The organism is Trinickia camelliae, from assembly GCF_053525655.1.
Map to the genome: position 1 here is coordinate 39,597 of NZ_JBCHAA010000001.1, position 22,334 is coordinate 61,930.

General features: G+C 64.9%; 21 protein-coding genes. 8 read left to right on the top strand and 13 right to left on the bottom strand.

Features of this window, described 5'->3' with window-relative positions:
• Positions 1–19: 19 nt before the first annotated feature.
• Complete coding sequence (locus AAHK20_RS00200; protein WP_449179410.1) at positions 20–955, top strand: fumarylacetoacetate hydrolase family protein; 936 nt, start codon at positions 20–22, stop codon at positions 953–955.
• 68 nt (positions 956–1,023) lie between these two features.
• On the opposite strand, the gene AAHK20_RS00205 is transcribed toward AAHK20_RS00200, so the two are convergent.
• The gene (locus AAHK20_RS00205) at positions 1,024–1,899 is read right to left on the bottom strand and encodes a helix-turn-helix domain-containing protein (protein ID WP_449179411.1); all 876 of its coding nucleotides are present in this window, start codon (positions 1,897–1,899) and stop codon (positions 1,024–1,026) included.
• Positions 1,900–2,263: 364 nt separating this feature from the next.
• Here AAHK20_RS00205 and AAHK20_RS00210 point away from each other — a divergent pair, with 364 nt between their 5' ends.
• Positions 2,264–3,052, top strand: coding sequence for an alpha/beta fold hydrolase (locus tag AAHK20_RS00210; protein ID WP_449179412.1), 789 nt, complete (start codon positions 2,264–2,266; stop codon positions 3,050–3,052).
• Between the two features lie 121 nt (positions 3,053–3,173).
• Here AAHK20_RS00210 and AAHK20_RS00215 read toward each other — a convergent pair whose 3' ends face one another.
• From AAHK20_RS00215 to AAHK20_RS00260, 10 genes are all read right to left on the bottom strand, one after another.
• Complete coding sequence (locus AAHK20_RS00215; RefSeq protein ID WP_449179413.1) at positions 3,174–3,473, bottom strand: hypothetical protein; 300 nt, start codon at positions 3,471–3,473, stop codon at positions 3,174–3,176.
• Between the two features lie 44 nt (positions 3,474–3,517).
• Complete coding sequence (locus AAHK20_RS00220; RefSeq protein WP_449180029.1) at positions 3,518–4,018, bottom strand: hotdog family protein; 501 nt, start codon at positions 4,016–4,018, stop codon at positions 3,518–3,520.
• Positions 4,018–4,839 carry a beta-ketoacyl synthase chain length factor gene (locus AAHK20_RS00225; protein WP_449179414.1) on the bottom strand — a complete coding sequence of 274 codons (822 nt, stop codon included), beginning with the start codon at positions 4,837–4,839 and terminating at the stop codon, positions 4,018–4,020. Before AAHK20_RS00225 ends, AAHK20_RS00220 begins: the two co-directional genes overlap by 1 nt.
• Positions 4,836–6,071 carry a beta-ketoacyl-[acyl-carrier-protein] synthase family protein gene (locus AAHK20_RS00230; protein ID WP_449179415.1) on the bottom strand — a complete coding sequence of 412 codons (1,236 nt, stop codon included), beginning with the start codon at positions 6,069–6,071 and terminating at the stop codon, positions 4,836–4,838. The genes AAHK20_RS00225 and AAHK20_RS00230 overlap by 4 nt, the downstream gene beginning before the upstream one ends.
• Positions 6,068–6,988, bottom strand: a complete 921-nt coding sequence (locus AAHK20_RS00235; RefSeq protein ID WP_449180030.1) for a polysaccharide deacetylase family protein — start codon at positions 6,986–6,988, stop codon at positions 6,068–6,070. Before AAHK20_RS00235 ends, AAHK20_RS00230 begins: the two co-directional genes overlap by 4 nt.
• Before the next feature lie 23 nt (positions 6,989–7,011).
• Positions 7,012–9,543, bottom strand: a complete 2,532-nt coding sequence (locus AAHK20_RS00240; RefSeq protein WP_449179416.1) for an MMPL family transporter — start codon at positions 9,541–9,543, stop codon at positions 7,012–7,014.
• Positions 9,543–10,160, bottom strand: coding sequence for a LolA-related protein (locus AAHK20_RS00245; RefSeq protein WP_449180031.1), 618 nt, complete (start codon positions 10,158–10,160; stop codon positions 9,543–9,545). The genes AAHK20_RS00240 and AAHK20_RS00245 overlap by 1 nt, the downstream gene beginning before the upstream one ends.
• A gap of 75 nt (positions 10,161–10,235) precedes the next feature.
• Positions 10,236–11,246, bottom strand: a complete 1,011-nt coding sequence (locus tag AAHK20_RS00250; RefSeq protein WP_449179417.1) for a lysophospholipid acyltransferase family protein — start codon at positions 11,244–11,246, stop codon at positions 10,236–10,238.
• The gene (locus AAHK20_RS00255; protein WP_449179418.1) at positions 11,243–12,991 is read right to left on the bottom strand and encodes an AMP-binding protein; all 1,749 of its coding nucleotides are present in this window, start codon (positions 12,989–12,991) and stop codon (positions 11,243–11,245) included. The genes AAHK20_RS00250 and AAHK20_RS00255 overlap by 4 nt, the downstream gene beginning before the upstream one ends.
• A gap of 77 nt (positions 12,992–13,068) precedes the next feature.
• Positions 13,069–13,725, bottom strand: coding sequence for a COG4648 family protein (locus AAHK20_RS00260; RefSeq protein WP_449179419.1), 657 nt, complete (start codon positions 13,723–13,725; stop codon positions 13,069–13,071).
• Positions 13,726–14,227: 502 nt separating this feature from the next.
• On the opposite strand from AAHK20_RS00260, the gene AAHK20_RS00265 reads away from it, so the two are divergent.
• The 6 genes from AAHK20_RS00265 to AAHK20_RS00290 all read left to right on the top strand — a co-directional run bounded on the left by AAHK20_RS00265 (position 14,228) and on the right by AAHK20_RS00290 (position 20,533).
• Positions 14,228–14,488 (top strand): phosphopantetheine-binding protein, encoded by a 261-nt coding sequence (locus AAHK20_RS00265; protein ID WP_449180032.1) that lies wholly within the window; start codon positions 14,228–14,230, stop codon positions 14,486–14,488.
• A 45-nt stretch (positions 14,489–14,533) separates the two neighbouring features.
• Positions 14,534–15,265 (top strand): 3-oxoacyl-ACP reductase FabG, encoded by a 732-nt coding sequence (fabG, locus tag AAHK20_RS00270; protein WP_449179420.1) that lies wholly within the window; start codon positions 14,534–14,536, stop codon positions 15,263–15,265.
• A 21-nt stretch (positions 15,266–15,286) separates the two neighbouring features.
• Complete coding sequence (locus AAHK20_RS00275) at positions 15,287–16,054, top strand: glycosyltransferase family 2 protein (protein ID WP_449179421.1); 768 nt, start codon at positions 15,287–15,289, stop codon at positions 16,052–16,054.
• 78 nt (positions 16,055–16,132) lie between these two features.
• Positions 16,133–16,915, top strand: a complete 783-nt coding sequence (locus tag AAHK20_RS00280; protein ID WP_449179423.1) for an IclR family transcriptional regulator — start codon at positions 16,133–16,135, stop codon at positions 16,913–16,915.
• A 194-nt stretch (positions 16,916–17,109) separates the two neighbouring features.
• Complete coding sequence (locus tag AAHK20_RS00285) at positions 17,110–18,444, top strand: MFS transporter (protein WP_449179425.1); 1,335 nt, start codon at positions 17,110–17,112, stop codon at positions 18,442–18,444.
• A 178-nt stretch (positions 18,445–18,622) separates the two neighbouring features.
• Positions 18,623–20,533 carry a trypsin-like peptidase domain-containing protein gene (locus AAHK20_RS00290; RefSeq protein ID WP_449179427.1) on the top strand — a complete coding sequence of 637 codons (1,911 nt, stop codon included), beginning with the start codon at positions 18,623–18,625 and terminating at the stop codon, positions 20,531–20,533.
• 223 nt (positions 20,534–20,756) lie between these two features.
• Here AAHK20_RS00290 and AAHK20_RS00295 read toward each other — a convergent pair whose 3' ends face one another.
• Together AAHK20_RS00295 and AAHK20_RS00300 are read right to left on the bottom strand one after the other, a co-directional pair.
• Positions 20,757–21,620 carry an oxidoreductase gene (locus AAHK20_RS00295; protein ID WP_449179428.1) on the bottom strand — a complete coding sequence of 288 codons (864 nt, stop codon included), beginning with the start codon at positions 21,618–21,620 and terminating at the stop codon, positions 20,757–20,759.
• 57 nt (positions 21,621–21,677) lie between these two features.
• Entirely contained in the window at positions 21,678–22,244 is a 567-nt protein-coding gene (locus AAHK20_RS00300; protein ID WP_449179429.1) for a TetR/AcrR family transcriptional regulator, read from the bottom strand.
• Positions 22,245–22,334: the final 90 nt, after the last annotated feature.

Consider the following 22,334-nt stretch of genomic DNA (forward strand, 5'->3'; position numbering starts at 1 on the left):
TCGAAATCACGTCTTAATCATGAAAATCATTGCTTATACGGACGCGGGTCGTACCGCGCTTGGCGTCGTCACCAGCGCGACCCACTTCATCGCCGTCCACGATGTCGCTCCTGACTTGCCTACCCGTCTCATCGATATCCTCGAAATGCGCGATGGCCTTGCGCGACTGCGGCAAGCGGTCGAGGGCAAATCGGGCGACCGGGCGCTCGCCGACGTGACCCTCAAGCCGTTCCTCGATCGGCCGAACGCGATGTGGGCGCTGGCGCTGAATTTCAAAAGCCACATCGCGGAAACCGGCTTGCAGACCAACCCCGACTACCCGCATCTCTTCATGCGCACGGCGGCGTCGTTCGTCGGCGCAGGAGAGCCGATCGTCGCGCCGCCGGACGAAGTGGCGCGCGCATTCGATTACGAGGGCGAACTGGCCGTCGTCATCGGCAAGCCGGGGCGCTATATCCCCGTCGAGCAAGCCATGGAGCACGTGGCGGGTTACACCTGCCTGAACGAAGGTTCGGTGCGCGAGTTTCAGATGCACAACCGGCAATTCGGCTTGGGCAAGAACTTCGAGGCATCCGGCTCGTATGGCCCTTGGCTGATGACACCCGACGAGTTCGGCGATCCGCAACGGCACACCGTGCTCACGCGCGTCAACGGCGTCGTGCGGCAGCGTGCGCCGTTGGACGACATGCTGATCGATGTCGCCAATGTGATCAGCTACCTGAGCTGCGGCTACTCGTTGCGCCCCGGCGACCTCATTGCGATGGGCACGCCCGGCGCATTGAAGCCGCAACCGGACGATACGGAGGGTCTCGATCTGTCGCGGCAATACGGGCCGTTCCCGACACCGGGTCTGGTCCACATGCGGCCGGGAGACTGCGTGGAGGTCGAGATCGACGGGCTGGGCGTCCTGCGCAATCGGGTGATTGCGGACCCGTCGTACGCTGGCGTCGAGTGATTGATGCTGCCCGCAGGCGCCTGGCGTATGAGCCGGGCGCGTGCGGCGGCGGGGCCGTCTTCGCGCGATCAGCCTTCGCGCGTATTCAGCGTGACCGAGTGCCGCCGGAATTCGCTCGGCGGCACGCCCATGTGCTGCGCGAAAAAGCGCGTGAAGTGACTGTGTTCCTCGAAGCCCAGTTCGTCTGCGATGTCGGCAAGCGGCTTGTCGCTTCCGCCGAGCAGCTGGATCGCGTGCGACATGCGCACCCAGTCGATGTAGTGCTGCGGCGAAATCCCCATGCAGCGCCGGAACTGCTCGAAGAAGCGCGATCGTGAAAGCCCGACCTCCGCGGCGACTTGCGCCACGCTCGGGTTCGCGACCGGTGACCGCTTGATGAAGTCGAGCGCCTTGCGGATCCGGAAGTCGACCGGACGACGTGACGGCACAATGCCCGTCGTGAGCGCAGGGTCCGCGAAATCACGCCCGAGCGCCTTGATCAGATCCTCCAGAATCGGCAGGCAGCCCTCGTCGTGTGCCACGAGGTGATTGGTGATCGCGGCGGCGAGACGGTCCACGTGATGACGCACATCCGGCGTCACCACGACCAAGCGGTTCGGGAAGAGGTCGGCCGATCCGTTGTCGGCCATCTGCAGCCTGTCGCGCAGCCACGAGGGTTCGATCACCAGCGAAAGGATCAGCGACGCACCTTCGCCGTTGCCGTCTTTCGCATGCTCGACCCAGGGGTTCAGGCAGATCGCGCGTTCGGCGGTCAGCGTGCAGTCCTGTGCCGCGATACGGAAATCGCAATCGCTTCCACCCAGCTTGAACAGGAACTGGTACTGCGAATGCGCGTGCGCGACGAGCGGGCGGACGATGAAGTTGACCGTCGCGCGGCCGAAATCGCCGCGCAAGATCCAGACCGGCTTCTCTGCGTTCTCTGCATCGGTGACTACGGTCGGCATACCCAATTTCTCTCTTGGCGGATCGGCTAAGCACGTGCCGTCACGCGTGTTTCGATCAAATGCTTGCGGCAAGCATCCCATTGCGCGCGCACTGTTTGGCTCCGGAATGCGCGCACGAACGTCACTTAATCAAATGCCTGCTAACACGTCAATCGGTGAAAGCCTATTCGCGCCGCTCACGCTGCGCAGTCGCACTTGGGTGAACGAACGATTCGTGTCCTGCCAGCGATGCAGGCAAATATCGGACGATTGGGTAAGTGACCGGCGCGTTCGACCAATCGCTGCGAGAGCGGCGACCCTATATTGAGAGCCATGCGCATCGTGGCGCGAACAGAACGACTCGACGTTTGACGAGAGGCTAGACATGGGATGGTTTGAACGCGAAGGAATCCGCTTCGCTTACGAGGAATTCGGCCCGCGCGCCGCACCGACGATCGTGTTCAGTCACGGCTTTCTGATGGACGGAGCGATGTTTCAGCCGAACGTTGCCGCGCTCAGCGACGTGTTTCGATGCATTGTTTGGGACCAGCGCGGCTTCGGTGCGACCGGACCGACCGATCGCACCTTCAGCTACTGGGATTCCGCTCGGGATCTGATCGGTTTGCTCGATCATCTGGAGGTCGATTCGGCTTCGCTCGTCGGCATGTCGCAAGGCGGGTTCCTGTCGATGCGAGCGGCGTTGCTCGAGCCCAACCGCTTTCGCGCGCTCGCGTTGATCTCGACTCGAAGCGATCTGGATGCCGAGCCGGTGAAACAATCGTTCGAACAACTGAAGAACGAATGGGCGCGTCATGGTGCGACGAACGTCGCGCCGCAAATGGCCGCCTTCCTGTTCGGTCCGGACTATTCCGCTTCGGCGTGGACCGCGAAATGGCTACAAATGAGTCGCGACCATTTCGAGCGCCCGGTCGATGCGCTGACGACGCGAGACGATATAACGCCTCGCCTTGACGGCATTACGCACGCGTCGATGGTGTTCCATGGCCGGGACGATGCTGCGATCAGCCCGAACTGTGGCGAGGCGCTCGCCTTGGCGCTGCCGAACTGCAAGGGGCTGGTGCTAGTGGAAGGCGCTGGGCACACGCCGAATCTCACGCACCCTGCGAGCGTCAATCCGGCGTTGCGGGAGTTCTTGTTGCGATACGGGCGTTGATGTGCGGCTCTATAGCGAGTCTTCCGCCTGCGGGTGCGCAGCGGAACGTTCGCGTCGACGCTCGAGGAGCGGGCCTTTTCGAGCCATCTGCACAGGCCTGCTCCGTGAGCGCGGCTTGCCGTTATTGTTTTCCCTCTTCCGGCTTTGCCTTCTCACTCGTCCCGCTGTCACGCGTCGCGTTATGAATCGCGCTCTTAGTCGCGTGATACCCATGCTCGGTGGTATTGGCCACCCAGTGCCCCGCTTTCTTTGCCCCGCTGGCCGTCGCATGCGCCGCATCGCGCGCACCGTGCCCGATCGCAGTGCCGGCTCCCTTCACATCTTCCTTGAACTGGTGGGCGGCTTCATGCACGTCCGCGTACGCCGCCGATTGAAACACGCCGAGCACCAGCGCGGCCAACAGCAGTTTTCGAGTTTTCATTAGTAAGGTCCCTTAAAAAATCACAAAGACAACAACGGCAGCGATCACGTACCCGCGTCCGGCTTCGCGGCTTCCCCCATCGAACCCAAACCGGAAGCATCGAGAATGACGGCGGCGCGTCCGGTCATCACAAGCCGTTCACCGCAGCGCAAAGTAAAACGGTAAAGCACGTTATTCGCGTCGCCACCAATACGATCGGCTTCGACGATCAATGGAGCGTCGAGCGTATCGAGTCGTTCCACCTGCATCTCGACGTTGCGCAAGCTCGCGAGAAATCCCGCGCGCGGACGTTGCGTCTGACTGGCGAGCACCGCCCCGTGCACGGCCATGGCCTGCGCCGCGTATTCGATGCCGCAGACCGCAGCAAGACGCCCATTCGATCGCAGCGGATTGGCTGGATCGAGATGAGTCGTCGCCACGCAGCGAATCGCTTCGTCGCTCCACGTCTCGACGGCATCGAGCAGACACATCGCGTCGCTGTGCGGAATGTGCGAAGCGATCCACGCATGATCCAGCTTAGGCGAAAGGGGAGTTGTCGAGCTCATCATGCGACGTCTCCACAAGACCCGCACATCGTGATGCCGACTGCGAGCCGTAGATCGTCCAGATAATCGAGCACGACGTTCGACGAGCGCCGCAACGCAAGCGCTTCGATCAACGGCAGCGCGCGTGCGGCGGGATTGTTGAGCCGCAGCGCCTCGAAATCGGAAGAGGCGAGTGTGGTCGCGGGTTCGTCGGCGAGTCGAATGTCGATGCGCGCCAGCGCTCGTTCGCTCTCTTGCGGCGTCAGCACGAGCGCCACCCCGAATGAATCCTCGACGGGACGCACGTCGCGAATGGGCCTGGGGTAGTCCGCATCGAACGCGATCAGGAGCGTCGGCTTCGCGTCGATCGCCACTTGCGTGACGCTTTCGAGCAGCCCCGCGGCGAAGCTGCCGTCATGCGCGCACAGCACGTTGGACGGAGCCATCGAGCCCATCGCGATGCCCCAGTATCCGGCCGGCGCGTTGTGGACGGAGTTGTGAAAACGCGTCGGCGACAAATCGCGGTCGTCGCCCGCCAGCGTTTCGCACACCACGTGGCAATTGTTGCCGTCGCCGCCCGATGCGGCGAACACGGTGGCGAGCGTCGCCGGATCGCGTCCGCTTGCGAGCGCGGCTTCGCGGCCGACCGCGAGCGAAAGCTTGACGGTGGCCACAGTGCGGCGGCGTTCGGGCCCAGGAAGTTCCGACGGCACGGGCAGTACGGTGCGCTGCGGTTCGTACGCGGCCTTGCCCGCCAGCACTTCCGCCGCTTGCTCCCAGTGGCTCAAGCCCGGCCCGAGCAGCCCGATGCCTTCGATGAATGCGCTCAAGCTCTTCTTCATGACGAAGCGTCCACGTTGCGTGCGGCGTCTACGCGGCCCAGCAGCAGCGCGCAATTCGTGCCGCCGAAACCGAACGAGTTGCTGAGCGCGGTGCGCAAGCGCGCGTCGCGGCTGGTCAACACGTAGTTGAGCCCCAACGCCGGATCGGGATGCGTCGTCTGCACACCGGCGGGCACGAACTGATCGCGCAAGGCGAGCGCCGCGATGACCGCTTCGAGCGCGCCGGCCGCGCCGAGCGTGTGGCCGGTCGCGCCTTTGGTGGAGCTGCAAGGCGTGCCGTCGAAGAGGGCATTGACCGCGTGGCTTTCGGCGGTGTCGTTGCTTGGCGTGGCCGTGCCGTGCAGATTGATGTAGTCGACTTCGCGCGCGTGGACCTTCGCCATCGTGAGCGCCTCTTGCATCGCGAGCCGTGCGCCGAGTCCTTCGGGATGCGGCGACGACATATGATGCGCGTCGCTCGATTCGCCGACGCCGAGCAGGGCGATGGCGTCGTGGTTCGATGCATTCGCACGTTCCGCCGCGTCGCTGGGACGTTCGATCAGAACGAACGCCGCAGCCTCGCCGATCGAAATGCCCTTGCGTGCGATGTCGAAGGGTTTGCAGGGCTGCGTCGACAGCAGTTCGAGCGAGTTGAAGCCGTACAGCGTCGTCAGGCACAGCGAATCGACGCCGCCGACCACGGCCGCGTCGATCAATCCGGCTTCCAGCATGCGGCGAGCCGACCCGAAAACCTTGGCGCCCGAGGAGCATGCCGACGATACCGACATCGCCGGCCCGCGCAAGCCAAAGAACACGCGCACGAACGCGGCGAGCGAATACGGATTGTGCGTGTGCGCGTAGTGGAAATGCGCGGGCAGGGCACCCGTTTGGGGATCGCGCTGACGAAAGGCTTGCTCGGTTTCGAGAATGCCCGCCGTGCTCGTGCCCATGAACACGCCGATACGTCCTGCGCCGTAGCGCGCGGCGGCCGCTTCGACCGCTTCGGCGAAACCGTCTTGCACGAGGCCGATTTGCGCGAGCCGATGATTGCGGCAATCGAAGTCGCTCAAGCGCGCTCGCACAGGTTCATCGTCGACGCCCGCGACGGCGCCGATCCACGTGTCGAGCGTCGCGCGCTCGAAGTCGCAAGGAGTCAGTCCGGTGCGCTGCTCGCGCAGGGCTTGCGCGGTGGCGTCAAGCCCGCGTCCGAGGCAGCTTGTGGCGGTGAAGTGCGTGAGAGGTAACGGGTTCACTGGGTTCCGTCCGGTTGTCGGCTCACTTCAGCGCGTGTGCCGACGATCTGTGGGTCAGGCGTCAGTGTGGAGTAGGTGGACGACGACGGCTGTGAATCCAGCGCCGCACGCAGCGTCGTCCAACGCAATTGCGCATCTTGCGCGGCGCGCAGGACCATCGGCAGCGTGTCCAACACGATCGGCCTGCCTTGCTCATCGCGCGCGGCGTTGCCGTCGTGCAGCAGCAGGATGTCGCGCGCTGCGAGCCCGGTGACGAGCCGCCGCGCGATGTCCGCGGCATCGCGGTTGCGCGTGTCGAAGCCGCGCCGCGTCCAGCTCGCCAGCTGCAAGCCCAGCGCGCACAGCACCGGCTCGAGAAACGGATTGCGCAATCCCGCAGGCGCGCGGAAGAACAGCGGACGAACGCCGCTGATTTCGGTCAGCGTGTTCTGCGCGGCTTCGATTTCGCGGCGCAGCGCGCGCGGGCCTTGAAGCGAGAAATTGTGGCGATGGCGCTGGCTGTGGTTCTCCACGGCATGGCCGCGCGCCACGATCGCCTCGACTAAGTGCGGATGCTGGCGCGCGGCATCGCCGATGCAGAAGAACGTCGCGCGCGCATCGTGGCGATCGAGCAGGTCGAGCACGCGTGGCGTGACTTCGGGATCGGGACCGTCGTCGATGGTGAGCGCGATTCGATTGCCCGCGCTCAGCGGCAGCGTCGTCCAGTTCGGTCCGAGCAGGCTGCTGCGCGGCCAGAGACCCGCCGCCGCCAAGGGGATATGCGACGCGATCACGCATCCCGCCGCCCATGGCCACAGCGCGTGTTGAGCCGCGACGGCAGCCACGGCCCCGGCGTGCAGCGCGATCGTGCCGCTGATGATCGGCGTGGGCTTCCAGCGGCGCGCGCCGATGCCGTTGGCCATGCTGTCCGCTGACATCGTGACGATAGGTGAGGTGGGCTTCATATCGGCTTCTCGGTGCGCTGGCCTTCTTGCTGGCGCAAGGGCGAGTGCGACGCTTGCGGCGCCAGGATAGCGGAGAACAGCAGCGCGAGGATCGCGCCGGGGCCGACGGTCAGACCGAACGATTCGAGCAGCGGCACGCGCGAGAGCGCCAGCAAGCCGAATCCCGCCACCGTCGCGAGATTTGCGATCAAGAGCGAGACGAGTGTGGGCGCGGCTATGAACGGTGTCTCATGCCGAGCCGCTTCGCTGCCACGGTTGCCCCGGTTGAAGAACAAAGCATAGTTCGATCCGACGGCCACGATCAGCAGGAGCCCGATCAAATGCAGGATCGTGAGCGGCACACGCGCGAGCGCGAACCCGGCGCTCACGACGAGCACGGCGGCAACGAGCGGCGCGAGCGTGCGCGCGACGCGCGCCGGATCGCGCAGCGAGACGAGCAACAAGACGACGATGGCCGCGAACCCCGCCAGTGAGAGGCGAATGTCCTCGTTCAGATAGTTCACGTAGAGCCGGTCGGCTTCGGCTTTCATGTCGACGAAGAGCGCGTCGGGCACGCCCGCTTGCGCGACGGCGGTTCGGATGGCGTTCGCGTCGAGGCTCGAATCGTCGTTTGAAGCGCTCAACGCTTGAGAGGCAGACGATGAAGTCGACGGCGCGCGCAGCGTCAGCATGGCGCTCCACCGGCCCGCGCGCTCGGTCAGGAGCGCATCGATCGCCAGCGCCATCGACGTGCCCCGCAGATCGGCGCGATTAAGCAACGGCTGTTGGCGCGCTCGCTCGACGTCGGAGAGGAATGGCGTCAACGCGTCCGGCTTCAAGTCGATCGATTGGTTGGCGAGTGCTGCGTGAAGGCGGGGCGCGAGAACGTCGGCCGCAGGCAGACTCGCGAGCCGCGCGCGCTGCATGGCGTCGCTAGGCAGATAGCGCGCGGGGCTCTCGTAACCGGCGAGGGTGCCCTGGTCCACGAGCGGCTGAAGTTGCGTGCCGATCTTTTCCGCGCCTTCGAGCACGGCTTGTTCGCTGTCGCCCGAGACCACCACCAGATAGCGCACGTCGGGCGCGCCGATGTCGGCGCGCAGCGAGGCGTCGAGCGCCTGGCTTTGCAACGGCACCGGGCTCAGCGCGGACAGCTCGTGACTCCACAACGCACCGCGATGCAGTGCGAGGATCGCGACCGAAGCCGCCAACAGCGCAAACAGCGCCCAACGCAGCGAAGGCGCGGCGCGGACCACGCGAGCCAGCACGTCCGCGAGCCGCGACACGTCGCGAATCGCGCCGGCCTTCTCGCGCATGTGGGGCAAGACGTAGCGCGTCACAGTGGCCGCGGCGACCAACCCGGCGATCGAATACAGCCCGAGTTGCACGAGGCCGGGAAAGCCGGAAAACAACATCGACGCGAAGCCGCACACCGAAGTCAGCACGCCGAGCCGGATCGTCGGCCAGTACGCCGCGATCCACTCGCGCATGGAATCCGCGCTGCGCGAGCCTGCCGCGCGCGAGGTTGGATTCGTCGATTGAACAAACAGATAGATCGAGTAATCGACGGCCTCGCCGATGAGCGTCGTGCCGAAGCCGAGCGTCAAGCCATGCACCGTGCCGAAGGCGAGACTGACCGCCGCAATCCCGGCGGCGACGCCCGTTAGCACCGGCAAGAGCCCGAACGCGAGCGTGAGCGGCGAGCGGTAGACGACGAGCAGCAAGCCGACGATCAACACGAGGCTCACGCTCGAGAGCCGTTCGACGTCGTGCTTGATCGTGTCGCGTGTGTCGACGGAAAACACGCCGGGGCCGCTGAGCAGCAAATGGTAGGGGGAGGCGTTTCCCGCTTCGTGCGCGGCGGCATCGAACGCTTGGCGCACCGCGCGCATCGCCCGTTCCTGCGCATCGGTATCGGAGCCTGCGCCGGCGGTCTCGACGACGAGCACCGCACGCTTGCCGTCGCGCGACGCCCAGGCGCCGTCGATCGACGACGGTTGCGCGCCGCTGTCGAGCTGGCTCGTGATTGAGGCCACTTCGCCCGTGGGATCGTGCGGCAGCAGCGCCTTGACCATCATCCCGGCCGACGAGCTCAGCAGATCGATGCTGTCGCCGAGCGCTTGATGCAGCCCTGCCTCGGTGAAGCGCTGCGGCGTCACCACTGGGCTCAGCAGGTAGCGATGATCGAAGACGAACTGCTGATCGCGCGTCTCGGTGACGGGCTCGCCGTTATTGACCGACGCAAACTGCGAGTCGCCGCGCAGGCTCGCCGCCATTTGCTTCGACAGCGCCGCGCGTCCCTGCGCATCGCCGCCTTCGATCGCGACGAGCATCAGCCGCGACACCAGCCCGTCGCGCAGCTGATCGACGAGGACGCGCTGCGCCGCGCTAGGCGCGCGCGGCAGGAACGCGGATAGGTCAGCCGTGAACGACGCGCGATGAATGAGGACCGCGCAGGCGACGAGAAACACCAGCCAGAGCTGCACCGCGCGCTTGGCGCACAGCGTGCGAAGCCATGGTCGCGCGGAACGTTGGAGCGCCGGCTCGTCCATCAGTCTCTCGATGCATCTTTGAGCTGCATCACCGAATGGTCCCCGTCGGCCTGCTCGATCGTGACGGTGCGCAGCGCGTCGCGCGCGCCGCACAGCGTCACGGTGCGGATCACCTTCGAGGTGCGCGCGTCGAGCGGCGTCAGCGTCAAGGTCCAGTCGTCGCGATTGCCGTCGAGCGCCACTTGGTAGACGCGTTCGAGCGCCGCGCGATCGCCGTCGAGCGTCGCGCGGATGCTCTCGATGAATGCCGACAGCTCCGGATAGCGGCTAAGCGCGAGCGTGACCGTGCGCTGATCGCGCTCGATGGTCAGCTTGTCGCCATCGACGACGAGGCGCTCGGGCTTCGGGCTCGTCGTGATTTTCTCCAGATGATCGGGCGCGGCGAATACGAGTTCACCCGAGGATTCCACGGGCTTCGCCGCGATCGAGAGGGTCTTGGTCTCGACGAACGTCGCACGGCCTGATTTGTTGTGCGCGAGCATCGACATGAGCGAGTCGAGTGTCCAGCCCGGCGTGCTTTGGGTGCTTGACGTGCTCGACGCGCCCGAGGCGCTTGCGGCAGACGCTTGTGCCCGGCACGGCGTCGCGCTCAAGGCGAGTACGGCCGCCGCCGTCATCGCGGCGAGCGATGCGGCGGCAGAGTGGCGAAAACCCAAGCGACGAAAACCCAAGCGGCCCCAGACAGTCATGCGTCACGACTCCTCGACGACGGGCACACGCAGCGCAGCCCGAGCTTTCGCATCGACGTCGCGCTTGACGCGCGGCGCCGCGACGGCCGCTTTGCCGCCTTGCCAGAAGTCGAAATAGTTGAACCAGTTGAAGGGCGCCGCACGGCAATGTGCTTCGAGCAGTGCGACGTATCGTCCGAGCGCGGCGCGGACTTCATCGTTGCGTTCGCTGCGCGGCACCGAAGAGAAATCGGCGATCGTGTCGAAGTGCACGTCGTAGCGATTGCCGCCGCGATAGAGGCCCGTCATGAAGATGACCGGGCGCCGCAGCATCGCAGCCATGCGCAGCGGCCCGAGCGGAAATGCGGCGGGCGCGCCGAGGAACGGAAGGTGTACAAGCGAGTCGCTGTCTTCGGAGAGCAATGTGCGGTCGGCGAGCATGCCGATCATGCAGCCTTCGTCGAGACTTTCACTTGCCTTGAGCATCGAATCGGCCCGTCCGAGACTGATGACGTTCGGTTTCGCGGCGGGGTTCACGGTCTCGAGAATCGCGTTGATGTTGCGCGCGTTCTCCTCATACATCATGACGGCGACGCGCAACTCGGGCAGCGTGCGGCCGATCGTGCGCACGACTTCGAAGCTGCCCAGGTGTCCGCCGAGCAGAAACGCGCCGTCGCCTTGCGCGAGCGCGGCAAGCACGTGCTCGCCGCCGTGCAGGCGGATGTCGAACAGATCGAAGCGCCCGGAGAGCAGGTAGATGCGATCGTGGATCGTCGTGCCGAAAGTCAGCATGTGCCGATAGACGTCGCGCCAGCCGGCGGGCCGTCCGAGCACGCGGCCGAGGTAGTCGCGCGAGGCTTCGCGCGCTTGCGGCGAGAACAGCATGAAATAGGCGGCGATGGCCCGCAGGACGACGCGGCCGAGCGGCCGTCCGAGCCGCAGCGAAAGCCACGTCATGATGCGCAGCAGCGTCGGATTGCTGCGTTCCTCGCGTTCGGCCCAGGCGGCGCGGGCGGTGGTGCCGGGGAGTTTCATGCTGTTGCTCCGCTTCGTTCGGTCAGCACGCCCGTCGCGACCGTGCGTGCGCCGGCCGTGACGGCAAACTGAATCGCGCCGTTGTCGGCCGTGCGATACGTGAGCTCGAGCGGTATGCCCGGCATCGCGGAGTTCGGAAACTTCGCGGAACTGATCTTGAACGCATGCAGAGGGCGCTCTAGCACGCGGCCGATGCTGCTGATCGCATGATCGAGGAGCACCACGCCGGGCACGATCGGATGCCCGGGGAAGTGACCGGGCAGGGCGGGATGGTCGAGCGGGATGTCGAAGATGAGCGGCTGGGCTTCGCGAGCGGTGTCTTTCGCTTCGCGACGCGCATGTTGAGCGGCAACCTGAGCGGAAAGCGAAACCAACGCTTCGCGTGGCAGCTTGCCGGCTTCGTTGCGCGGCAGCGCATCGACGAACAGTAGCGGACGCGGCATGAACGCGGCGTCGATGCGCTCGCGCAGGGCACGCTGCAGTTCGGCTGCGGAAAGCATAGGGGCCACGACGAACGCAGCGAGTCGCGTGACCGTTTCGCGCCGCTCGTCGTTGGCATGCGCCGAGGTGTCCGGCATGAAAAACACGCCGTCCGTCACGCCCGGTATCGCATTCAGTTGATGGTTCAGATAGCCGAGCGACGTGCGCTTGCCGGCGATGTTGATCAGGTCGGCCTTGCGCCCGTGCAGCAGGAAGTGCGACTCGTCGAGCGGCTCCAGCACGTCGCCCATTGGCGACGGTGCTTCGATGTGCCCGCCGGCGGCCCAAATTTCGGCCTCGCCATCGTTGATGTCCGGCGTCCCGCTGCGCACTTGCAGTTCGACCTCCGGCACAAGCTGCCAGGCGTCACCAAGCGCCGTGCGCCGGGTCGCGATCTTGCCCGTTTCGGTGCTGCCGTAGATTTCCACGAGCGGCGCGGCAAGACGCGTTTCGGCTTCCGAGGCCAGCGTCGCTGGAAGCGGCGCGGTGGCCGACAAGATCAGCGACACGCGCGGTTCAGGCGTGCTGTCGGACATCAGCAGCGCGCGCAGATGAATCGGCGACGTGACGAGCACGCGCGGCTCCGGCACGGCTTCGAGCGCCAGGCGGATGTCGGCGGGATAGAACGGCTGACGGTTGCTGAACGCCAGCCCGCCGATCAACGCGAGCAGGATCGTGTGCTCGAAACCGTACATGTGCTGCGGCGGCACCGTGCCCACGAGCGTGGCGCCGTGGGCGCCGGCCAGGCCGAGCGGCTCCAGTCCCGCGCGCACGCTCTTCACGAGCGCGCCCCAGGTCTTGCGGTGAGGGACGGGCGTGCCGGTCGAGCCCGACGTGAAGAGAGTCGCGGCAACGCGCGAGGCTTCGATGCGCGGCACGGCCTGATGCGCGCCGGCATCGGCGCCGCTTACGCTCGAGGCGGCGCGATCGAACTCGGGAAAGCGAAACCCCGGCAGCCCGATCGCCAACTCGTTTGAATCGTGCAGGCAGAACGTATCGGGTGCGAACGAGGCAAGCTGGCGTAAGGATTCCGGTGTGTGCGTCGAGGGCAGCAACGTCACTTTGGCGGCGACGAGCGCCGCGCAGAAGCCGACCGCGAACCGGTAGCGGTCCTTGCACGCGTTGAAGACGTGCCCGCCCGGCGGCAAGGCTGCGGCGAGCTGTGCCACGTCGGCGAGAAACTCGCGGACCGGAACCGGCGCGCCATCGCGCCAGGCAATCGGCTCATCGAGCGTCGAATGGGTTACGAGCGGAAAACTCGGCATAGCGTCAACAAAAGCAGTAGCAGTGCGCCCGCGACGCGTCGAAAGCGTGCGCTGCGGACGGCGGTTTCAACGTGCCCTCAGTGTGCATCGACGGCGGCGTTGCCGCGCATCGAGCGTTGGTAGGCGCGGACCCCGTCGAGAATGCTGGAGCGCTCCTCCGGCAAGGCGAAGCGGCGGCACCCGTACTCGGCGGCAAACATCAGCGCGACGAGCGGCAACATCAAGTAATTGGCGAACGTCGACCAGACCACGATCGAACTCAGCGCGAACAACAGCGTCGATACGCCGGCCATGGTTATGAAGAAAAGCGTCCACGCGAGCGTGATGCGACGCGTGTAGACGGCGACGGCCGGCGTGAGCGGCCCGTGCACCATCGCGGCGAACCGGCTGCACAGCGGCTCGTGTCCCGGGCGCAGCGTGCGGCCGAAAACGGCGGCCATCATGAGATTGAACGACAGGTGCTCGAGATACAGCCCCCATTCGAAATGCTGTGCAAGCGGCGCGCGCGCCATCCACAGCGCGGCGCTTGCGGCGAGCCACAGCGGCAGCATCCAGCTGCGACGGCTCGGCTGCAGCGCGACGGCGAGCGTGAGCGCCAGGAGCGGCGTCAGGGCCAGCGCGAGACCGACGCCTTGCAGGCCGGGCGTGCTCACCGCGTAGTGGGCGCCGATCTCGTACCCGGCGACGAACGCGATGCCGAGCGCCGCGCGCGCGAGGCGAGCCAGCGCGTTCACGCCGCGCCCCCCGTGCGGCCATGCAGCGGTTGCCGCTCGACTGTAAGCCGATGATTTAAAATACGGTCCATTCTAGTATCGCGAAGCCGGCAAAGAGCCGACGAAATCTGCCTGCGGCTGGGGAGCTGTCCCCAGGGTCCGAGTCGACGGATGTTACGGTTTTCCCATGACGCAAAGGTTGCGTTTTGTAACCGTTTGTATGGCGCGCGAGCGGGTGCGCAAGGTCGCAATTTTAACGCATGCGCCGCCTTTTCAAGATATCTGGGCGCTTTCGCCGCCAAGCGGAGCGCCGCTGAGGCAGGCAGACCAAGAGGTTCTGTAACCGTTTTTTCGCGTACCAGGCGTCACCCGTAGTTAGAATCGCTCCGAACCTGAGCGGGCCCCGTTTCCGGGCGTACCGGCTCCGGACGCCCCTGCCGCCGGCCCGGCTTGCCCGCGAGCGTGGCCGTCGTCCGTCGCTTGCTCAGGCCATTTTTCGCTGTCAATCGCCGATGCACGCATGATGAACGAACTGGAAAAAGAGCTTGCCGGATTGATCATCCGCGAACTGAACCTTGAAGACATTCGGCTCGAGGAGGTGTCCGCGGAGTCTCCGTTGTACGGCGAAGGCTTCGGGCTCGATTCCATCGACATTTTGGAAATCGCGCTCTTGATCTCCAAGAGGTACGGCTTTGCGCTGCGCTCGGACAATCCCGACAACGCGAAGATTTTCGCCACGCTGGGCGGGTTGGCCGCCTACGTCGCGGAGCATCGCGTCCGCTAGGCCCGCGCTCGCTCATTCACGCTCATTCAAGCTCACATCGGGAACATGACGAACGCACGGAAGAGAGCGCTGGTCACGGGCGGCAGCGGCGCGTTGGGGCAAGCGATCTGCGTTGCCTTGGCGCAGGCCGGCCACGAAGTTTGGGTCCATGCGAACAGCAGCCGCGCGCGTGCCGAAGACACGGTGCGGCGCATCGTCGAGACCGGCGGCGCGGCGCATGCGATCGCGTTCGACGTGACCGATGCCGACGCGGCACAAGCCGCATTGGAAGCCGCGCTCGAAGGCGGCGCGTTTCAGATCCTCGTCAACAACGCCGGCATTCACGATGACGCCCCGATGGCCGGCATGACGCAGCATCAATGGAAGCGCGTGATCGACGTCTCGCTCAACGGCTTCTTCAACGTCACGCAGCCGCTCCTGATGCCGATGATCCGCGCGCGCTGGGGGCGCATCGTCAACATCGCGTCGGTGGCCGGCGTGATGGGCAATCGCGGACAGGCCAACTATGCGGCCGCGAAGGCCGGCTTGATCGGCGCGACGAAATCGCTTTCGCTGGAGCTCGCGTCGCGCGGCATTACCGTCAATGCGGTGGCGCCCGGCATCATCGCGTCGCCGATGATCGAAAGCGCGTTTCCGCCCGAGCGCATCAAGCAGATCGTGCCGGCGGGCCGAGCAGGCGAGCCGGAGGAAGTGGCGGCGATGGTCGCGTACTTGGTCTCGGACGCAGCCGCTTACGTCACGGGGCAAGTGCTGTCGATCAACGGCGGACTCGCCTGACGCGCTCGAGTCGCTGTACCCATGCCCATTCCACGAGCGTCTTCCACCCACCTCGTCCTGATCCCGAGCTACAACTCGGGGGAGAAGCTCGACGAGACCGTGCGCAGTGCGCGAGCGCATTGGGCGCCCGTATGGGTCGTCGTCGACGGCAGCACCGACGGCAGCACGCCGCGTCTCCTGGCGATGGCCGAAAGCGATCCCGGGCTGCATGTCATCGTGTTGCCGGTCAATCAGGGCAAGGGCGCGGCCGTGCTCGCCGGGCTCGACGAAGCCGCGGCGCGCGGCTTCACGCACGTGCTCACGATGGATTCCGACGGGCAGCACCCAGAGCATTTGATCGAGGCGTTCATGGAGGCGTCGAAGGACGCGCCCGGATGCATGGTGCTAGGTCTGCCGAAATTCGACTCGACGGCGCCGCGTGCGCGCGTCTACGGGCGGCGGCTATCGAATCTTTGCGCCAACATCGAGACCCTCTGGGCCGGGATCGGCGATTCGCTGTTCGGTTTTCGCGTGTACCCGGTCGAGCCGCTACGCACGCTGATGCGCAGGCATGCGTGGATGCGGCGCTTCGACTTCGATCCCGAAGCGGCCGTGCGTTTGTGCTGGGCCGGCGTGTGGCCGATCAGGCTCGATGCACCGGTGCGTTACTTTCGTCGCGACGAGGGCGGGGTCTCGCATTTCAACTACCTGCGCGACAACGTTCTGTTGACGTCGATGCACCTGCGGCTGCTCTTCGGGTGTGTGCTGCGGCTGCCGTGGCTGATCGCGCGGCGTTTGGGCGGGCGCTAGGCAACAGTTGGGGCATGGTTAGGCAACGTCTCGCAGCGCATGTCATGATGCGCGCACTCAGCGCAATGGAACCAGACAATGACAAAAGAACGGCGCGGCATTCAATCGATTGAAGTCGGGGGCGCGTTGCTGCAGGCGCTCGTGGATCACGGCGGGCCAATGCTGCTCGGCGATCTCGCGAGGAAGGCGGGCATGTCGTCGGCCAAGGCGCATCCGTATCTCGTGAGTTATGGCGTGCTCGGCCTGATCCAGCAGGATGCGGCCACGGGCCGTTACGAACTGGGCCCGTTCGCGCTGCAGATGGGGCTCATCAGCCTGCAACGCTCGGACCCGGTGCGCACGGCGGTCTCGGTCATCGACGAAATGGCGGCCGGCATCGGCCATACCGTCGCGCTCGCGACGCCCGGCAGCAGCGGCCCGACCATCGTCTATATCCGGCACGCGAGCGATTCGATTTACGTGGCGATGCGTACCGGCACGGTGATGTCGCTCCTGCAGACGGCCACCGGCCTCGCGTTCGCCGCTTATCTGCCGCCGATGACCGTCGCGGCGCTCGTGGCGCTGGAGGAATCGAACGCGGCCCGGCTCGGCGTCGCGAACCGCAAGTTCAGCCAGAAGGAAATCGACGCGAAGCTCGCCGAAGTGCGGGAGCAGACGCTGGCGCGCAGCGTCGACGCGCCCGTCGCCGGCATCAGCGCGATGAGCGCGCCGGTGTTCGATCACACGCGCAACGTCGTGCTCGCGATCACGGCGATCGGCCCGAGCGGCTCGCTCGACACGGCCTGGCAAGGCGAACTCGCGAACACGCTGCGCGCGAGCGCGGCGGCTGTCTCCTCCCGGCTCGGTTTTACGGCCATCTAAGTCTCTTTCGCTTCCCCTTAGTTTCGTTTCTCGCGATGCACGCCGACGCGTGCGTCGCGGTTTTTGTTCGCCTGTTGTCTGAGGTTTTGGGGTAAACCGTGATTCACCATTGAGAAATCATTTATACAATGCTGAACCATGCGCAAGGGATTAACCCATTCGCATACAAATCGAGACATTTGGAGCGAGACAGCATGAGCTATTCCCTTTCCGCGGAGGCCGCGCCGCGCGCCGCTTCCGCCGCCGGCGATCAGGCGATGTTCCGCAAGGTGGCCTGGCGCATCATTCCGTTTCTGTTTCTTTGCTACGTCGTGTCGTTTCTGGACCGCATCAACATCGGCTTCGCGCAACTGCAGATGAAGCACGATCTCGGCTTCAGCGACGCGATGTACGGGCTCGGCGCGGCCGTGTTCTACATCGGCTACGTGCTGTGCGAAGTGCCGAGCAATCTGCTGCTCGCGCGCTTCGGCGCGCGCCGCACCTTCACGCGGATCATGCTGCTCTGGGGGCTTGCTTCGATCGGCATGATGTTCGTGTCGAAGCCCACGCATTTCTACGTCCTGCGCTTCATGCTCGGCGTGTTCGAGGCGGGGTTCTTTCCCGGCATCGTGCTGTATCTGTCGTACTGGTTTCCCGCGAACCGGCGCGCGGCGGTGATGGCGGTGTTCTTTGCGGGCGTGGCGGTGGCCGGCGTGCTCGGCGGGCTCATGTCCGGTTGGATCATGCGCGACATGGGCGGCGTGCTGGGGCTCTACGGATGGCAGTGGATGTTCGTGATCGAAGGCTTGCCCGCCGTGGTGCTCGCGTTTTTCGCGCTGTTTCGCCTGGTCGACCGGCCGCGCGACGCGCGCTGGCTCGAACCCGCGGAACAGGAGCGGATCGAGACGCTCTGCGCGAGCGATCAGCCCAAAGGCGCAGGCGGGGCGCACCAGGAGCGCAGCTTCGCCGCAGCGCTCGTCAACCCGCGCGTGTACCTGTTCGCGTTCATCTACTTCTCGCTGACCTGCGCATCGCTGACGCTGAACTTCTGGATGCCGCTCATGATCCGCGACTTCGGCATCAAAGATGTGCTCTCGGTGAGCCTCTACACCGTCGTGCCGAATGCGATCGGCGCCATCGGGCTGCTGCTGATCGCTCGCCGTTCCGACCGGACCGGCGAGCGGCGCAAGCATTTCGCGGCCTGCACGATCGGCGGCGGACTCGCGCTTGCGGCGCTGACGCTGCATCTCTCGAGCTTTGCCGCGATGCTCGCGATTCTGTCGGTCGCGTCGATCCTGATCTTCGCCGCGCTGCCGATTTTCTGGGCGATTCCGTCGAGCTATCTGTCGGGCGAGGCGGCCGCTTCCGGCATCGCGCTGATCAGCAGCATCGGCATCACGAGCGGCATCGTGAGCCCCTGGGTGATCGGCCAGATCCGCACGAGCACGGGGAGCATGGACCTCGCGATTTATCTGCTGGCCGGGCTGTTGCTCGTGAGCGGGATCGCGTTGATGGCGGGTATTCGGCCGAAGGCGAAGAAGCTTGGTTGACGGGTGCAGACATCGTGCGGTGCGGCACGAAGAAAGTCGGCGGAATCTGCGTCGCGTCGGTTGCTTGCTCTATAAATAAAGTGTCGGCGTGTGCTTGCGGCGATCACGTTTTACGTTCGGCGTCCAAGGCATCGACATCCTGCTATAGCGACCATAGCGACTGTTTTGGAGGTGCGTCGTGTTCCGCCGGTCTATTGCCCGCACCTTGCTCCCTGCTGCCGTCGCAGCCGGACTTCTCGGGAGCTATTCGCTTGCGCAGCCTGCGACGCTCGCCACCGGCGCCGCGCCGCCGCCCCCCAAGGAGAAACGGCTCGCGCCGCTCGGCGCCGCGTTGCCGATCGACTATCCCGCCATCGTCGAACGTTACGGGCGGGCGGTCGTCAACATCAGCGCGGCTTCAGACAAGCAAACGTCGCCGCCCGCTCCTGAAGCGGTCGATTCAGACGATCCCTTTGCTGCGTTTTTCAAACGCGTCGTGCCGCAACAACCGGAGTCTCCAAGCAACGCGCCGCGCGCCATAGCGGGCAGCGGCTCGGGTTTCATCGTCACCCCGGACGGCCTCATCGTGACCGCCGCGCATGTCGTCGATCAGGCGGCCGAGGTGATCGTCACGCTGACCGATCGACGCAAGTTCAAGGCAACGGTGCTCACCGTCGACACCGAAAGCGGCGTCGCGTTGCTGCAGATCGACGCCACGAAACTGCCGACCGTCAAACTGGGCGACTCGTCGCGCGTGCGCGTCGGCGAGCCGGTTCTGACGATCGGCTCGCTCGACAGCTTCGCGAATACCGTGACCGACGGCATCATCAGCGCGACGCCGCGCGCGTTGCCGGACGGCAGCCGTTTCCCGTTCTTTCAAACCGATGTCGCCGCCAATCCCGACAACTCGGGCGGCCCGCTGTTCAACCACGCCGGAGAAGTGATCGGCATCGACGTGCAGATCTACACGAATGCGGAGCCGTACCAAAGTCTCACCTTCGCCATCCCGATCAACCTGGTCAACACGGTGCGGATGCAGTGGCAGGCTCAGCGTGGCGACGGGGCGAGCGGCGGTCTTGGCGTAGACGTGCAGGACGTCGCTCCCGGGCTGGCGGCGGCTCTCGGGCTGCCGCGACCGGCCGGCGCGCTGGTCAACGCCGTCGCGCCCGGCACGCCGGCGGCCGCCAGCGGCCTCAAGGCGGGGGACGTCGTCACGCAGATCGGCGAGAAGGCCATCGATGGTTCCGCCGATCTCGTCGACTACGCCTCCGGTATGCAGGCGGGCACGAAAACGGTCGTTCGGGTGATTCGCGATCGGCGGCCGATGACGGTAAGACTCATGGCCGGCTCGGGCGGGGGAGGCCTGGCGGCTGGGCGTATTTCGCAGGCGAAGCAGAGTCCGGAGGCGAAGCAAGCTCCAGTCGCTGAGCCAGTCGCCGAGATGAAGCAGGTTCCTGCCGTCGGGCCAGTTCAAGAGGTGAAGCAAGTCCCTGCCGCTCAGCCTGTCCCGAAGGTGAAGCAAGTCCCTGACGCTCAGCCGGTCCAGGAGGTAAAGCAAGTCCCTGACGCACAGCCAATCACCGAGGCAAAGCAAGTCCCAGCCGTCGAGCCGGTCCTCGATGCAAAGCAAGTCCCAGCCGTCGAGCCAGTCCCCGAGGCGAAGCAAGTCCCTGCCGCTGACCCAGTCCAGGAGGTGAAGCAAGTTCCTGCCGTTGAATCAGTCCAGGAGGCGAAGCAAGTCCCCGCCGCCGAGCCACTCCCGCAGGCAAAACCGATTCCCGCCGCCGCGCGAGTCCCCACGGCTCAGCCAATCCCCGCCGCCGGACAGAACGCAGCCGTTGCGGCGGATCGCCTTGGCTTGAGCATGCATGCGCTCAGCGAGGACGAGAAACGCGCGAGCGATCTTCCGCTTGGCTTGATGGTCGACGAAGTAACGGGGCCTGCTGCACGCGCCGGCATTCAACCCGGCGATATCGTGCTGTCGTTCAACGGCGAACTGCTCGAGTCGCAGGACGACGCGAGCGCCCTGGAAGCCAAGGCGAAGAAGCCGATTGCGGTGCTGATCCAGCGCCATAACGTGCGCCGTTTCGTTTCGATCGAGGCGAGATGAACGGCGCGAGTGCGCGCGCGCCGCTCACTCGCTGCGGCGGGCGCTTTTGTTGATTCGATTTTGCGGCTATCCGCATTCGGCGGTTGATTCCGGCGCTCTCTACTGCATCGCAGAAGTTGGCACGCTTGCCGTGCGTCGCTCGGCGGGCGCATTTCGACCCGTTTCAGCCAGTCGCCTTTCCTCAAAGCGGCCGCTCAGGATAGTTTGCAATGCTTAAGGCCATTCAATACGTTGGAAACGTCGGAATGGAACCGAAAGCACCTACGTCAGTTGAGACGCTGACCGCTTGCCAACGATCTGCATCGGCTGCTCTTGCTTGCTCCGCCTGACGCGCCAAATGGAAAGCGTCGCTTCCGAGCAGAATGTGCGGCGGCACTGTCTCCGTGTCGGCGATCCGGAGAATAACCTGTGCAACTTTGATGGGGTCCCCAGACTCATTGCCCCAATAGCCCTCCAGCTGTTTCATGCTTGCACCGACTGAGGGTTCGTAATCCGGCAATAAGACCGGCCGGTCTGCGTTCGCACGCTTTCCCCAATTGGTACGCATTCCACCCGGCTCAAGCGCGGTAACCTTGACGCCGAACGGTGCAGTCTCCTCTGCCAGACCTTCGGTGAAGCCACCGACGGCCCACTTCGACGCGAAATAGGCCGCGTTGCCCGGGAACGCCGTACGACCACCCAACGAAGAAATCTGAATGATGTGTCCGCTACGCTGCCGCCGCATGATCGGAAGCGCCGCGCGAGTGAGATTCACGACACCGAAAAAGCACGTCTCGACCAGTCGGCGAAACTCATCCGAGGGAACCTGCTCGAACGGACGTGTGTCCCCGTACCCAGCATTGTTCACGAGCACGTCAAGTCGCCCGAAGCCATCGATCGCTGCATCGACGGCCGCCTGACCTTGAGACTCGTCCGTGACGTCGAGCTCGACCGCCCGGACATTCGCGCCGTATTGCGCTACCAGTGCGTCTAACTGGCGGACGTTACGGGCGGTCGCGACGACCTGGTTTCCAGCGGCCAAAGCTGCCTCGGCAATAATTCGACCCAGACCGCTTCCGCTTCCAGTAATTAGCCAAACTTTAGACATGTTGAATTTCCCTTTCGTTACATGTATGACTAGACAGTCATTTAAACGAGAAAAAATTTACCGCAATGCTTTCCACAGGAACTCGAATGTCGACATGCAGATCTCTTCGGCATGCTTCGGGTCCCGACTCATGAAATCCATCGTCGTGTTCGCCAGGGACTCCACGACTGCTCCGACGAACGCCAAATCCTGATTCCGCAACGCGCCGTGACGCGCAACCTGACGGATCAGGTTGACGGACCGATGGGCGGCAGCAAACCCCGCCGTTTTTGTCGATTCCAGTACGTCCTCCGACACGCTTAGCTGGGCCAGAACTCGCCGCTTCTCGTCATTGGCTGCGCCCCACCGAGTCCACCGCGCCCATATGTGCAGCAACTGCTCGCGCTCGTCCCCCGCGTTCGATAGACCATCGTCAACTGTGGAAATCAACTCTTCCTTGATCTCGATATAGAGCGCGTTGAACAGTTCGACCTTGGTCGGAAAATACGTGAACAGGGAGCCATTAGGCACCCCCGCTTCTTTCGCGATGGCAGCCGTAGCTGCACCCAAGCCTTCGCGGGCGATCAGCTTGATCGCACTATCGATGATCGTCTGGCGCCTCTCCTCACTTTTCGGTCTGGCCATCGCTTGGTCGCTCCAACTTCTTTGATAAGTGTCTGGTCAGTCATTTTATTCATCGCCGGATAGTTGTCAAGTGCTTCGTGTTGGGTGTTT

Bases quoted from the DNA above. Each gene is read 5' to 3' on its own strand.
- AAHK20_RS00295 (WP_449179428.1), bottom strand. From the start codon at position 21,620: ATGTCTAAAGTTTGGCTAATTACTGGAAGCGGAAGCGGTCTGGGTCGA.
- AAHK20_RS00200 (WP_449179410.1), top strand. From the start codon at position 20: ATGAAAATCATTGCTTATACGGACGCGGGTCGTACCGCGCTTGGCGTC.
- AAHK20_RS00205 (WP_449179411.1), bottom strand. From the start codon at position 1,899: ATGCCGACCGTAGTCACCGATGCAGAGAACGCAGAGAAGCCGGTCTGG.
- AAHK20_RS00245 (WP_449180031.1), bottom strand. From the start codon at position 10,160: ATGACGGCGGCGGCCGTACTCGCCTTGAGCGCGACGCCGTGCCGGGCA.
- AAHK20_RS00240 (WP_449179416.1), bottom strand. From the start codon at position 9,543: ATGGACGAGCCGGCGCTCCAACGTTCCGCGCGACCATGGCTTCGCACG.
- AAHK20_RS00255 (WP_449179418.1), bottom strand. From the start codon at position 12,991: ATGCCGAGTTTTCCGCTCGTAACCCATTCGACGCTCGATGAGCCGATT.
- AAHK20_RS00250 (WP_449179417.1), bottom strand. From the start codon at position 11,246: ATGAAACTCCCCGGCACCACCGCCCGCGCCGCCTGGGCCGAACGCGAG.
- AAHK20_RS00225 (WP_449179414.1), bottom strand. From the start codon at position 4,839: ATGAAGAAGAGCTTGAGCGCATTCATCGAAGGCATCGGGCTGCTCGGG.
- AAHK20_RS00265 (WP_449180032.1), top strand. From the start codon at position 14,228: ATGAACGAACTGGAAAAAGAGCTTGCCGGATTGATCATCCGCGAACTG.
- AAHK20_RS00220 (WP_449180029.1), bottom strand. From the start codon at position 4,018: ATGAGCTCGACAACTCCCCTTTCGCCTAAGCTGGATCATGCGTGGATC.
- AAHK20_RS00215 (WP_449179413.1), bottom strand. From the start codon at position 3,473: ATGAAAACTCGAAAACTGCTGTTGGCCGCGCTGGTGCTCGGCGTGTTT.
- fabG (WP_449179420.1), top strand. From the start codon at position 14,534: ATGACGAACGCACGGAAGAGAGCGCTGGTCACGGGCGGCAGCGGCGCG.
- AAHK20_RS00210 (WP_449179412.1), top strand. From the start codon at position 2,264: ATGGGATGGTTTGAACGCGAAGGAATCCGCTTCGCTTACGAGGAATTC.
- AAHK20_RS00285 (WP_449179425.1), top strand. From the start codon at position 17,110: ATGAGCTATTCCCTTTCCGCGGAGGCCGCGCCGCGCGCCGCTTCCGCC.
- AAHK20_RS00235 (WP_449180030.1), bottom strand. From the start codon at position 6,988: ATGTCAGCGGACAGCATGGCCAACGGCATCGGCGCGCGCCGCTGGAAG.
- AAHK20_RS00280 (WP_449179423.1), top strand. From the start codon at position 16,133: ATGACAAAAGAACGGCGCGGCATTCAATCGATTGAAGTCGGGGGCGCG.
- AAHK20_RS00300 (WP_449179429.1), bottom strand. From the start codon at position 22,244: ATGGCCAGACCGAAAAGTGAGGAGAGGCGCCAGACGATCATCGATAGT.
- AAHK20_RS00275 (WP_449179421.1), top strand. From the start codon at position 15,287: ATGCCCATTCCACGAGCGTCTTCCACCCACCTCGTCCTGATCCCGAGC.